This window comes from Negativicoccus succinicivorans, assembly GCF_018372215.1.
Classification (GTDB): domain Bacteria; phylum Bacillota; class Negativicutes; order Veillonellales; family Negativicoccaceae; genus Negativicoccus.
On record NZ_JAHAJN010000012.1, the window covers coordinates 1 to 12,052 of the forward strand.

At 48.0% G+C, this 12,052-nt stretch carries 24 protein-coding genes; all 24 read left to right on the plus strand.

Going from position 1 to position 12,052, the window contains the following annotated elements; genetic code table 11:
* Positions 1–409: siphovirus Gp157 family protein (locus KIB08_RS06250; RefSeq protein WP_303990952.1), on the plus strand; the 409-nt coding region annotated here is incomplete at its 5' end.
* A complete protein-coding gene (locus KIB08_RS06255) occupies positions 406–984 on the plus strand; it encodes an ERF family protein (RefSeq protein ID WP_303990954.1) in 579 nt (192 codons plus the stop codon). The genes KIB08_RS06250 and KIB08_RS06255, both read left to right, overlap by 4 nt.
* 32 nt (positions 985–1,016) lie before the next feature.
* Complete coding sequence (locus KIB08_RS06260; protein WP_303990957.1) at positions 1,017–1,325, plus strand: hypothetical protein; 309 nt, start codon at positions 1,017–1,019, stop codon at positions 1,323–1,325.
* The gene (locus tag KIB08_RS06265) at positions 1,306–1,635 is read left to right on the plus strand and encodes a hypothetical protein (RefSeq protein ID WP_303990960.1); all 330 of its coding nucleotides are present in this window, start codon (positions 1,306–1,308) and stop codon (positions 1,633–1,635) included. Before KIB08_RS06260 ends, KIB08_RS06265 begins: the two co-directional genes overlap by 20 nt.
* A 22-nt stretch (positions 1,636–1,657) precedes the next feature.
* The gene (locus KIB08_RS06950; RefSeq protein WP_368487387.1) at positions 1,658–1,924 is read left to right on the plus strand and encodes an HNH endonuclease; all 267 of its coding nucleotides are present in this window, start codon (positions 1,658–1,660) and stop codon (positions 1,922–1,924) included.
* Positions 1,925–1,941: 17 nt separating this feature from the next.
* Positions 1,942–2,847 carry a conserved phage C-terminal domain-containing protein gene (locus KIB08_RS06270; protein ID WP_303990963.1) on the plus strand — a complete coding sequence of 302 codons (906 nt, stop codon included), beginning with the start codon at positions 1,942–1,944 and terminating at the stop codon, positions 2,845–2,847.
* Entirely contained in the window at positions 2,831–3,343 is a 513-nt protein-coding gene (locus KIB08_RS06275) for a hypothetical protein (RefSeq protein ID WP_303990965.1), read from the plus strand. Before KIB08_RS06270 ends, KIB08_RS06275 begins: the two co-directional genes overlap by 17 nt.
* Entirely contained in the window at positions 3,312–3,614 is a 303-nt protein-coding gene (locus tag KIB08_RS06280) for a hypothetical protein (RefSeq protein ID WP_303990967.1), read from the plus strand. Before KIB08_RS06275 ends, KIB08_RS06280 begins: the two co-directional genes overlap by 32 nt.
* 3 nt (positions 3,615–3,617) lie before the next feature.
* Complete coding sequence (locus KIB08_RS06285) at positions 3,618–3,995, plus strand: hypothetical protein (RefSeq protein ID WP_303990970.1); 378 nt, start codon at positions 3,618–3,620, stop codon at positions 3,993–3,995.
* A 3-nt stretch (positions 3,996–3,998) separates the two neighbouring features.
* On the plus strand, positions 3,999–4,304 hold the full coding sequence (locus KIB08_RS06290) for a hypothetical protein (protein WP_303990973.1): 306 nt from the start codon (positions 3,999–4,001) through the stop codon (positions 4,302–4,304).
* Entirely contained in the window at positions 4,297–4,677 is a 381-nt protein-coding gene (locus KIB08_RS06295; RefSeq protein ID WP_303990976.1) for a single-stranded DNA-binding protein, read from the plus strand. Before KIB08_RS06290 ends, KIB08_RS06295 begins: the two co-directional genes overlap by 8 nt.
* 11 nt (positions 4,678–4,688) lie before the next feature.
* Entirely contained in the window at positions 4,689–5,057 is a 369-nt protein-coding gene (locus KIB08_RS06300) for a hypothetical protein (RefSeq protein WP_303990978.1), read from the plus strand.
* Complete coding sequence (locus tag KIB08_RS06305) at positions 5,050–5,391, plus strand: putative PDDEXK endonuclease (RefSeq protein WP_303990981.1); 342 nt, start codon at positions 5,050–5,052, stop codon at positions 5,389–5,391. The genes KIB08_RS06300 and KIB08_RS06305 overlap by 8 nt, the downstream gene beginning before the upstream one ends.
* Positions 5,378–5,761, plus strand: a complete 384-nt coding sequence (locus KIB08_RS06310) for a hypothetical protein (protein ID WP_303990983.1) — start codon at positions 5,378–5,380, stop codon at positions 5,759–5,761. The genes KIB08_RS06305 and KIB08_RS06310 overlap by 14 nt, the downstream gene beginning before the upstream one ends.
* Positions 5,758–6,000: a hypothetical protein gene (locus KIB08_RS06315; RefSeq protein ID WP_303990986.1), complete on the plus strand. Its 243-nt coding sequence runs from the start codon at positions 5,758–5,760 to the stop codon at positions 5,998–6,000. Before KIB08_RS06310 ends, KIB08_RS06315 begins: the two co-directional genes overlap by 4 nt.
* A 105-nt stretch (positions 6,001–6,105) precedes the next feature.
* Positions 6,106–6,459 carry a hypothetical protein gene (locus KIB08_RS06320; RefSeq protein ID WP_303990989.1) on the plus strand — a complete coding sequence of 118 codons (354 nt, stop codon included), beginning with the start codon at positions 6,106–6,108 and terminating at the stop codon, positions 6,457–6,459.
* Positions 6,460–6,684: 225 nt separating this feature from the next.
* Positions 6,685–6,948: a hypothetical protein gene (locus KIB08_RS06325; RefSeq protein ID WP_303990991.1), complete on the plus strand. Its 264-nt coding sequence runs from the start codon at positions 6,685–6,687 to the stop codon at positions 6,946–6,948.
* Between the two features lie 10 nt (positions 6,949–6,958).
* Positions 6,959–7,384 (plus strand): hypothetical protein, encoded by a 426-nt coding sequence (locus tag KIB08_RS06330; protein ID WP_303990994.1) that lies wholly within the window; start codon positions 6,959–6,961, stop codon positions 7,382–7,384.
* Positions 7,385–7,485: 101 nt separating this feature from the next.
* Entirely contained in the window at positions 7,486–7,872 is a 387-nt protein-coding gene (locus KIB08_RS06335; RefSeq protein WP_303990996.1) for a hypothetical protein, read from the plus strand.
* Entirely contained in the window at positions 7,865–9,175 is a 1,311-nt protein-coding gene (locus KIB08_RS06340) for a terminase large subunit domain-containing protein (RefSeq protein WP_303990999.1), read from the plus strand. The genes KIB08_RS06335 and KIB08_RS06340 overlap by 8 nt, the downstream gene beginning before the upstream one ends.
* Before the next feature lie 12 nt (positions 9,176–9,187).
* A complete protein-coding gene (locus KIB08_RS06345; RefSeq protein WP_303991001.1) occupies positions 9,188–9,418 on the plus strand; it encodes a hypothetical protein in 231 nt (76 codons plus the stop codon).
* Positions 9,419–9,421: 3 nt separating this feature from the next.
* Complete coding sequence (locus tag KIB08_RS06350; RefSeq protein ID WP_303991003.1) at positions 9,422–11,137, plus strand: portal protein; 1,716 nt, start codon at positions 9,422–9,424, stop codon at positions 11,135–11,137.
* On the plus strand, positions 11,137–11,448 hold the full coding sequence (locus KIB08_RS06355) for a hypothetical protein (RefSeq protein ID WP_438362042.1): 312 nt from the start codon (positions 11,137–11,139) through the stop codon (positions 11,446–11,448). The genes KIB08_RS06350 and KIB08_RS06355 overlap by 1 nt, the downstream gene beginning before the upstream one ends.
* A 7-nt stretch (positions 11,449–11,455) precedes the next feature.
* Positions 11,456–12,043: a hypothetical protein gene (locus KIB08_RS06360; protein WP_303991009.1), complete on the plus strand. Its 588-nt coding sequence runs from the start codon at positions 11,456–11,458 to the stop codon at positions 12,041–12,043.
* The last annotated feature ends 9 nt before the right edge of the window (positions 12,044–12,052 follow it).

A 12,052-nucleotide genomic window follows, 5' to 3' on the forward strand; every position in this document is an offset into this window, starting at 1 on the left:
CGCCGACACGTTCGACGCGATAAATGACGCTATAACGGCGAAAATTGACGCATTATCGGCGATCTATTTAGAGGCCGAAGGCGATGAAATCAAAATCGACGCGCGAATTGAAAAACTAAAGAAATTGAAAGCAAGAGCCGGAAGAACAAAAGAACGGGTCGCAAACATTGCCGCTAATTTCCTGACGGCAATGGGCAAAGAGAAAGCAAAAGGCGATCAATTTACATTCAAGCGCCGGAAGTTTCCGCCGCGCGTTGTAGTAGCTGATGAAAGCGCGCTACCTAAAGAATACATCAAAGAAAAAATAACGACGAGCATTGACAAGATTGCAATTAAAAAAGCGCTACAAAACGGTGATGAAGTCACGGGCGCAAGTTTGGAACAACGACAGGGGGTCGCATTTGAATGACACTAGCAAGCAAATTACAAAAAATACAAGCGAAAATTGCGGCGCCGAAAGATCAGTTTAATAAGTTTGGCGGCTTTGCTTACAGAAACGCGGAGGGTATTCTTGGCGCGCTTAAGCCGTTACTTGATGAACAAAAAGTCGTTTTACTGATGAGCGAAAAGCCGATCGAAATCGGAGATCGGATTTATATTGGCGTAACCGTTTCATTGTACGACGCGGAAAGCGACGCGCCGCCGATCATGGTCACGTCGTTAGCGCGTGAAGCGGAAGAAAAAAAGGGAATGGACGCGGCGCAGGTTACGGGGTCGGCGATCTCGTATGCGCGTAAATACGCATTATGCGCGATGTTTGCAATCGGTGACAGTACCGACGATCCGGACGCGCAAGAGAACGGAAAGGGAATCACGCACGGGACGCGGGAAAAGTTGGCGGCCGTCGCATTGGAAAAAAACATCAGTCCGCAGAATATGACGGCGATTATGTCGGCAGAGTTCAACGTTAATAAAAGCGCCGATCTAACAGAAACACAGGGGCGCGCGTTGCTTAAAATTCTGAACGAAATGGCGGCCAACTAGTGGAGGCGCCACAAGCCACAATGAAGCGCCTAATGTCGCGCATGAATACGCTACTCGATGAATCGGAAAGGCTGGGCATACAAGCCGCACAAGCGGAGTATGAATACAAGCTTGAGGAAGCGAAAAAAACGCTCGAATTACGCGATGAAGGCTTTCCCGCGACACTTATACCAACGCTAACAAAAGGCGACGAAAAAGTGGCAAAAATGCGGCTGGCGCGTGACGTTGCGGAAGTACGTTACAAGTCGGCACAAGAACGAATCAACGCGGTAAAAAAAGAGATTAGCGTACTAGCGGAAGAGATCAACAGAGAATGGGGCAATGCTAAATATGGAGCATAGCAGAACGGCTAAAGACATTTTATTTGAGGCGCAAGCGGCGGACTGCGTCGCCGTGAATAAACATATTATGCGTGAATTTGGCGCTAATGCGGCTTTGTTATATGCCCTTATGTTGGAGGAATATGAAAACGTTAAAAAGGGCGGTGACGCTGGAACGAAGAAAGCATTGCTTGAGCGCATACAACAGGCCACACGCTTTCCTTTGTGGGAAATAGAGTGTGCGGTTGATGACTTGGAACGCGCCGGGGTTATAGATAGCAAAGAAGATGCATTTCGCATTTTCGTTATCGACAAGATCCCGACTGAATAAACAGAATGGAGCAATGCTAAATATGGGGTTTAAGCGGTTATCTCATTACAAATATTCAAAATTGCGCCGAAAGGTTTACGAGCGTGACGGCGGTCAATGCGTATTATGCGGCGGCGCGGGAGCACATATCCATCACATTATTTTCCGATCGCAGGGCGGTAAAGATGAGGCCGAAAACTTGGTCACTCTTTGCGGCAGTTGTCACGAAAAGGCGCACGGGCGCGGTAACGGCGCTTTTACTCAAAAATCAATCCGCGAAATGTTATTGAAATACGTTTCAAATGAATAAAGGGGGCGTGATGCACCGTGGGTCGTCAAGTCAAGCAAGGACTAGACTACTTCACGTTGGACGTTGATTTTTTCGATAGTATAAAGATCCGGAAAATTAGGAAAGCATGCGGCACTCAATCCATCGCTCTACTGGTCGCGTTGCTCTGTAATATTTATCGTGAAGAGGGATATTACGTGGGTTACGATGGCGATCTGACGTTCCTTATTGCTGAACAATTCAGCGTAAGCGAGGGCGCAGTAGAGGAGACGGTTCGAAAGGCTGTATCAGTGGGTTTTTTTGATGCCGACATGTTCCGCAAATACAACATACTCACGTCACACGCAATTCAGGAACGCTATTTTATAGCGGTTGACAAGCTGAAAAGAAAGCGTGTGGCGGTCACAGGAGATTTTGTACTCAAAAGCATCTCTGATTCTGGGTATGTTGATAAACTCGGCGGAAATGTCGTTTTCCATACGGATAAATCGAATAAATCATTGAATAAATCCGACTATGTAAAGGTAAAGGTAAATGTAAAGGAAAAGGTAAACGTAAATAAAAGCATAGTCGAGAAATCTCGACAACACACAAAAACGACAAGCAAACAAACAAACGCCACCTGCCAAGAAATCATTGACTACTTGAACGAAAAAGCACAGACAAAGTACAGGGCAACAACGGCAAAAACGCGTTCACTTATCAATGCGAGATTATCGGAAGGCTTTGTTGTTGGAGATTTTAAGACGGTTATAGATAAAAAGTGCGCGGAGTGGCAGGGGACGGAGTGGGAAAAGTTTTTGCGACCAGAAACATTATTCGGCACTAAATTTGAGGGTTATTTGAACGCACGGCAGACTGTACAGAAAAGCACTAACAAGAACGCTGATCTGTATGCGCGAGCGTTAGCGAAAGCGAGGGAAATAGATGAACGCCAATCTTGAAAGCGTTTTGAAAAGCCTTGAGCCGCTTGTGTACGCCTATCAGAAAGACGTTAAAGAGGGAACGTTTGAGGCTTATGTAACGTATTTAGCGGACGTGCCGCCTGAATTTATTCGTGCCGCCGTTGATGAATTAATTAAAACGTCGAAATGGTTGCCGACGGTGGCGGAAATTAGGGAGCAAGCGCGGGCGTTGTGGATGAATAGTAAAGGTCTGGAAGAAGAAACGGCAGAAAAATCCTGGATCGCCTTGTTGCAGATGGTACGAAAGCACGGCTTTGTTGAGCCTAAACGCGAGGCGTTTACATCGGCGGCGGCGTATCAAGCTATGCGAGCGGTCGGTTGGACGGCGATATGCATGGCAACAAATAATGAATTGAGCTTTTTACACAATCAATATGTAAACGCCTATAACGAATTTAAGGGCAATAAGCCTGTACTAATTAAGAAGTTGGAGGCGATCGACCATGCAAAAGTGCGGCTTCTTGGCAACACTTAACGGTGAACGCAAGCGGGAAATAGAAAGGGCAAAACGGTTAGCGGTGGCGCCTGAAGTAACGGACGAATTAAGGGCGTATGCGCGCAGTTATTTCCCTGAAATTACCGATAAGCAGATTATGAAAAACTATATCGTGCTGCAGTGCTTATGCAGTAATGAGCGCGACAAGTGGACTAAATTCAGAGATGGAACGGCGCAAGAGATATTGCCGATGATCCCGATCATGGACAAATACACGGGCGAGATCCGACCAGTATATAAGGAGGCGTAAAAAATGGCAACAACAGCCGAGCGATGGAAAGCATATCAGAAAGTGAAAGCGTCACTCAGTCAAGAGCAGCAAAACGTACTGTCAAATATTGAGGGGCATATGGCACGAATGAAGCTGTGGTCCGCTCTTTCAGAAGTTGATGTTTCTAATGACCGTGTGAACGATTGGCGCGGGGGAAAATATTTGTGGGTCGAAAATCTGCGTTTTTTGATCAAGTTGGGAAATGTTGATATTGGAGGACCGCGCGAGCCTACCGTTCAAACCATGTTCAAATTGGCGCGAATATATAGCAGGCGCGATAGATGCAGATTTGTATTCCGTCTTTCTGATTACTTTTCAGAGGTGCTTGGCGAGTGCATTCGCGATGAAAAGGAGGCGTAAAAAGTGGAATTTAATGAAGATATTGACTTTGGCGAAATACGAAAAGAGCTTAATCGAGAATTGAAAAATGTTGAGCGCGGCTATTCCCCGACACAGGCACTTGAGGAATTATGCCAAATGTGGCAGTTGGTGCTTGATATGTGTACAGACAATAACGAAATTCTGGGGTGGACCGTGAAAATGATTGACGGGTGCACGGATTTTCAAGCGGCGATAACGATGTCGAGGGCGATGGAAACGAATTTATTGAAAGTGTTGGCGAGCAGTCAATGTTTTTCTGAAGAAGAGGAGGAACAAGAAAATGAATGAAGTAACATTAGTGGGTACTATTGACGGTGGAATTAAGGCGTTTAGCGGGGAACGATCCACAAAAGCGTCGTTTCGGCTGGTAACGTCACGCACGTTTAACGGTAAAGAGTTTAGCGATCGACACAACATCGTACTTTGGGGTGATAAAGCGCAGGCAGCCGCCGATCATCTGACGGCGGGCGACGTGGTAATGGTAAAAGGGCGTATTGGTACGCGTAAATATACAAAGAAAGACGGCACAGACGCCTATATTACAGAAATCACGGCGTATGGAATTTATAAGGAAGTTGTCGGTACGAATACCAATCGCGACGAGGTAAAGGTAAAGGCGAGTGGGTTGCTACAAGTTAACGATGAGGATATTCCATTTTAAGGGGCGACAAAATGACAGAGATATATATCATTGAGCGGGTACACGTCGGAACAGAAGTGGAAGCGCTATATATTTTCGAGGACAGAGAAAAGGCAATAGAAAAATACCTTAAAGTTGAGAAGGCGTATATAGGAGTTGATAAGTATTTTATTAACCTTTGCCGCCTGACGATCCGTGACGGTGGTATGGTCACGGCACAAGATTATTACGAATTTTATTCTCGGGACTTTGAAGATGATCCGCCTAAAAATGCTGCGCGATCAATTCTCAAAGAGATTAATGAAATAATCGACTTTCAAAAAGACGAAATGCTTTTAATGCTTAATAAATGCGGCGAGTTGTTGAGCGAAAACGAGAAGCTAAAGGGAATAAATGACTAACGGCAAGCAAAAGGGCAAGCGCGGCGAGTTGGAATTTTCCCGCTTGTGTCGTGAATACGGTTGGGAAGTGCGCCGGACTGCTCAATATTGCGGTAACACCGGAGAGGCGGCTGATGTGGTCGGACTTCCGGGTGTGCATGTGGAAGTAAAGCGAGTAGAACGACTAAATATTGATGACGCGATGGCGCAAGCTCGACGAGATTCTAAAAAGAGCGGTCGGGTGCCGATAGTCGCGCACAGAAAAAACAACTGTAAATGGCTAATTACTATGACGGCGGAAGATTGGTTTGAAATGTTTAGAGAATGGAGAGGTGAAAGTAATGATAGCAACTAGTATGGCGGAGCCGATTATATCGCCTTGGCTGATTTATGCGATTGACATCTTAAACTCAATAAGCAATGCCGCTAATATAGTTTGTTGGTTATCCCTTGCCGTCTTTTCGGTTATATTGTTTAGAAATTTAATTGGTCTTGATCTGACGGACGAGTTTATTCAGGACTATGCTCGAGTTTATAAACGTGTCGCTGTTGTGTTTCTAGCGTCATTCTTGGTGGCAACGATTGTGCCAAACAAACAAACGTCTTATGAAATGCTTGCGGCGGCATATGTGACTCCGGCTAATGTTGAGCGGGCGGCGGACATGTTGGATCGATTTGCTGACAAAATATTAAAAGAAAATAACAGACGGGAGTGGTCAAGATGATTCAAGAGGTAAATAAAAGCGGCGTATTAATGCAAGAAGTGCGTGACATTGCTAATTATTTTTTTGAGATGCAAGAGCTGGGACAATTTTATGACGAAGATGATGCGTTTTTTCAGGAAGAGGACTACGCAAAGGAAATTGTTTATGCAGTTCATTGTTGGCTAACCAAACGATACGGAACGCTTGACGATGAAATGATGAAGGAGTTTGTCGGCATTATGGTAGGCAGAAGACTTTAACCGGAGGTCAGTTATGAATGTGGTAATGTTGGCGTTTATTCTTGCGGCACTTGCCATTGTGGGTTATCGGGAAATGACGAGACAGGACGAAAGGGAACATAAGCAATGAAGATTATTGATGAACAATTATCGCACCAATTGCAGGAAGTGATGAAGAAGGTAAGCATTACACAATTCAACGAGATTATCCAAGGGATAAAAAGCGGCGTGGATGTTCTGATGTATGCCGACACGAAATACAACTGGCAGCAGATGTTTCAAATCCGCGTCGGACTTGAGTGCGGTTTAAATGTGTCCATGTATGCCGATGAGAAGTATAACTGGGAACAAATGCAGGAGATCCGGATGGGACTTGAACAAGAGGTGGATGTTTCTACATATTTGAATCCTGATTATGATTGGCACACTATGTTTGATATTCGGCGGAGACTTGCTAAAAAGGTGATGCGGCTGGTATGACAACCTTTTACAATATCCGGATTGATGGTACGCTGAAATGGATGTTTGGGGAAGATGAAGAAAGAAAGGCGTTAGAGACATATCATCGGCTACAAGAAGAAAAGCCTGGTGAACGGGTTACCATTGAACGGAAAGACACAGACGAATTAGGAACGATTAAACGGACATACAGTTACATCGAAGAATATGACGTTTGGGCAGAAGACCGGGAAGGCAGGAAGCGTAATGGCAGTATTCTACACCGTAAGAAAAAACGCACAACACGTAGCCATGTTCGGCGAGAACGATGAATCACTTGCGTTGGCAACATTAAGTAAGTTTAAGAAGCACGAATCGGATAAATACAAAAAAGAGGGGTGGAGCGATAAATACGCTTGTTGCCGCCACATTACGAACGATGAAGGTAGGGTCATTCTGTTTTCTACGTATAGCGGTTGGATAAAAGACTGGAACCTGGACACCGACATAGATTTGGTATTCGGCGAATAGGGGGACGCTAATGGTGAACGAGCAGGCGCGAGAAGAACTTGAGAAGCTGCGAGAACTTAATATGCGGATTGACGCACTGATTGAGGAGAAGAGAAAGTTGGCCGCGCGCGTGACTAGCCTTGTGCGTCCACTTTCTGAGCCGGTATCGGGCACAAAGAGATCAGATATAGCCAATGCCGCCGCAAAATTAGCGGATATGGACACGGAAATAGACAACACGATAGATGAATATAGTGACCGTAAAAAGCGCATTTTGATACGAATAAACGCGATTACAGATATGCGCTATAGAACGCTACTGTTTTTGTATTATGCAAATACCGTGCCGCTACGTTTGCACGAAGTGGCGAAAATGATGCATTACCAATATTCAACAATAAAATACATGCACGGTTGCGCGCTTGATGCGTATCAAGAAAAGTACTTTCCGCCGTAAGTATCTACCAAAAACTACCTTGCTATGCGGTATAATGATAGTATGAAAATATAGGCACTCTTGCGGGAGTGCTTTTTTATTGCCCAAAGGTGGTGAAACCAATGGCGGAGGCAAGAAAAAAACAAAAGAAAAAAGACGGTCGGCCGCTTGCGGTGACGCCGGACGTTGTCAGGAAACTAGAGAAGGCTTTTACCATTGGCGCAAACGTCACCCAAGCCTGTGATTTCGCGGGAATTTCCCGTGAGACATATTATAAACATTGCGAGCGAAATGCGGGGTTTACTGACAAAGTAGCAGAATGGAGCGCGCGGACAGGATTACGGGCAAAATACAATATTCACAAAGCGATCGAAGCGGAAGATGTTGATGTGTCTAAATGGTATCTCGAACGGACAGACGACGCGTTTAATCCTAAAAAGCGGGCGGAAATAACCGGAACAGACGGCGGCGCGGTACAAATAGAATTTGGCTGGGCAAGCGATGAGTAAAGTTGTCATACCGTACACGCCACGCGCATTGTGGAAAACAGACATTCACCCGGGACTAGAAAAAGCGCGTTTTTCCGTTGTTGTTGCGCATCGTCGTTTCGGAAAAACCGTCGGAATGATTAATCACATGCTAAAGGCGGCAATATTGTGCGATAATCCGTCGCCGCAATATGCGTACATTGCGCCGTTTCGAGTACAGGCGAAACAAATAGCGTGGGCGTATTTGAAGTATTACACGTCGCCAATACCGGGGCGACTGGTGAATGAATCGGAGTTGTTTGTTGAATTGCCGTCACGGCACGACAATAGACAGGGGGCGCGCATATATATCAAAGGCGCGGACAATCCTGATTCGTTGCGCGGTAGTTATTGGGACGGTGTTGTGTTGGACGAATACGCGCAAATAAAGCCGGAAGTCTGGAACGAGATTATCCGTCCGGCGCTTGCTGATCGTTCCGGTTGGGCTACATTTATCGGTACGCCGAAAGGGCAAAATGCTTTCTATGAGATGTACCAGCGCGGTTTGCAAGATCCGGCGTGGTTTACGTGTAAATACACGGTAGCCGATAGCGGTATATTGCCGGAAGAAGAAATTGAAGAAATGAAACGGGACATGTCCGACGATGCAATTCGGCAAGAATTATATTGCGATTTCACGGCGTCGGCGTTTAATGTCCTTATTTCGATTGATTTGGTGGCGCAAGCAAGGGCGCGGCGTGTCATTGAGGAAGATATAACAGGGGCGCCGGTTGTCTTGGGCGTTGATGTCGCGCGGTACGGTGCGGACAGTTCGTGCATCGTGCGGCGGCGCGGTTTATGCATGTATGAACCGGTCTTGTTTTCCGGCGTGGATAACATGAAACTTGCGGAAATTGTCGCGCGGGAAATTGAAACGCATAAGCCGGACGCAGTATTCATTGACGCGGGGCGCGGTGAAGGCGTGATTGACCGTTTGCGGCAATTAGGCTACACGGTGATAGAAGTACCGTTCGGCGGGAAAGCGGTTAGAGATGACAAGTACGTGAACCGTCGGGCGGAGATGTGGGACGAAATGCGCGCATGGTTGCAACGTGGCGGAAGTTTGCCGGAACATGAACGACTGCAAGCGGAGTTATGCATACCGGAATATGGTTACGACGCTAAAGGGCGCATCATGCTGGAAAAGAAAGACAGAATTAAGGAACGTAGCGGCCGATCTCCCGACGTGGCAGACGCGGCCGCTTTAACGTTTGCGGCGCCGGTGGCGAATCGGTTAGCCGCGGCGCGGAAAACACGCGCCAACACAAAATATTCTTTTTTTTAAGGAGGAAAAAACATGTGTAAATTTATTGCTCGGGCTTTGGGGTTTAGTGCGCCGCGTATGCCGGAAATTAAGCAGCCGGCGCCGGCGGCACCGGTGGCGCAAGCCGTCAACATGACGGACGACACGACCGGGGAAGAAATGGCAGCGGAAAACAAACGCAAAAAACGCGGTTTCTTATCAACGCGTTCGATGAATACCATTCTCGGCAGCGCAGACGCGACCGGCAAAAAAACATTGGGGTAAATTATGGACACGATATTGGCAAGAAGCCCGACTGCTAAATACAAAGGACAGAAGCGGCCGGCAAGAGAAAAGGCGCAAAAACGGCTTGATCGGTTATTCCGTAAACGTGAACCGTATGAGCGCTGGTGGAAAGAGATCCGCAAATACGAATTGCCGTTTCACGGTGATTTTGAGGAAAACAAGGCGCGCGGTGAATCGGAAGAAATTTACAATTCAACAGCGCGCGACGCCGCCGCAATTTTCGCCGGCGGTGTGATGAGCGGACTAACGCCGCCTTCGCGTCAATGGTTTAAGTTGGCGCTTGCGGGGAAAAACACGCCGAAAGAAGCGGGGATTATCCTTGACGAGCGACAGGCGATCATGCAAAACGTCTTGGCACGGAGTAACTTTTATCACGCTGTTTATAGTTGCTATCACGATTTACCGTTTGGGCAAGCGCCGCTGGGTATCTTTAGCGCCGCCGACGGTGTCCATTTCATGCATTATCCTATCGGCAGTTACGCACTTGATACCGATGCGACGGGGCGGGTCAATACGTTTGCACGTAAAGTGCGAATGACGGCCGCGCAGATCGTTGAGCAGTTTGGCGAAGATAACGTGCCGCAGACGGTGCGCGACGCCGCAAAGAATAAAAGCGATCGCATGTTTGTCGTGTGTTGGCTGGTAGAGCCTAACACAGAACGGCGGGGCGGGCGTCTTGGTCCGCAGTCGATGCCCTATCGGTCTTTATATTGGGTTGAGGGGTCGCCGACTGATGAATATTTAGCGCTTGGCGGTATGGAAGAATGGCCCGTGCCGGTCGCGCGGTATCAGGTTATAGGACTAGAACCGTATGCGAAGGGCGCCGGCTGGTACGCGTTAGCCGATAGCAAGATGTTGCAGGTTATGGAACGCGACATTCTGACGGCGATTGAAATGGGAATTAAGCCGCCGATGCAAACGAGCGGGGCGACGTCGCCTAGTGTGAACATGTTCCCAGGCGGGGTAACCGTCAACGCCGTAGCGGACAGCGTGCGGCCGTTGTTTGACGTGCAGTTAAACGTGCAAGCGGTGCAAGCGAAAATTGAACAGACAGAACAAAAGGTGCGGCGCGCGTATGCGGCGGATCTTTTTTTGATGCTGGATCAGATTGAGCGCGGGCAAATGACGGCGCGGGAAATTATGGAACGTACGCAAGAAAAACTGCAACAGCTGGGCCCGGTCGTTGAACGTCTGCAATATGAATTTTTGAATCCGACACTCGAGCGCGTATACGGGATATTGGATCGGGGCGGAGTGTTCCCGCCGTTGCCGCCGGAGTTGGCGGAACAGTTGGGCGAAGAAGAAGTGCGCATCGAATATATTTCGCCGTTAGCGCAAGCGCAAAAGATGTCCGGATTGATCAACATTGAACAGACATTGGCGTTTGCCGGACAGGTCGCGCAAATGTTCCCGGAAGTCTTGACGAAGATTGACGCAATGGCAATGCTTGATGTTTATCATGACAATATCGGCGCGCCGGCGGCAATGCTCCGGTCAACGGAAGAAGCGCAACAGATTGTGGCGCAGCAACAGGCGGCGCAAGAACAGGAAAACGCGCAAGCGGCGCAAATGGCAAGCATTCAACAGGCGGCGCCGTTGGCGCAAGCGGCGAAGAATTTGACCGATGCGGCCAACGACGGTAACCCGGCTATTCGTGAATGGCTGGGAATGCCTAACGCTGGAGGTGGCGCGCTGTGATGTCAAAAGAAGAACGACGCGCACGCCGTGAAACGGAAATGGTGAATCGGCTGGATCGTGACGCGTTGCAAGACGTGCTACAAACGCCGGCCGGCCGTTGGTTTATTATGCGATTATTTGACAGTTGTCACGTATTCGAGCGGACAATGACGGGTAATTCGTGGACATACTTTAATGAAGGCGCACGAGATATGGGGCTGCAGTTGCGCGGGCGAATTATCCGTGACGGTCATGTAGATGCGTTACAACTAGCGGAACGGGAATACGTGGAAAAAATTGCAGAATTGCAGAAATTGCGAAAGGAGGAGTGATCCAAACATGCCGGAAGAAATGGCGAACGATAACACGAACACGCCAAACGCGGAAGATATTGAAAGCACGCAGGAAACGGAACAACAACCCGACGTGGCGGAATCGTCAGTGCCGGAAAGTTACGACTTTGCGGAGTTTTGTGTAAACGGGGTAGAGTTGGACGCGGAACGCGCGGAGCAGTACTCGGAAGTATTAAAAGAAGCGGGAATGTCGCAAGAACAAGCGAATGCCGTCACGAAGTACGGTCTTGCTTATGCTCAGGAAGTGGCGCAAGAAGTCGCAACGCAATACGAGCAGACACAGGCGCAAGAAATTGAGGGCTGGGCAGACGAGACGCGCGCGGAGTTGGGCGGCCAATTCGATGAAGTTGTGGCACAAGCCGCTATCGGTGTTACGTACATGGAAAAGAACATTCCGCAATTGCGGGAAATGCTTGACGCGACGGGCTTTGGTAACCGTGTGGAGGCGATCCGCTTATTTGCACAGATTGGGCAAATGGTGGCGGAGGACGACGGCCGCGCGAATCGTGGCGGCACGGCAAACGCGAGCGACGTCGCAGGATTTTATAAGAATACTGATTTTGACATTTACTAATTGGAGGTT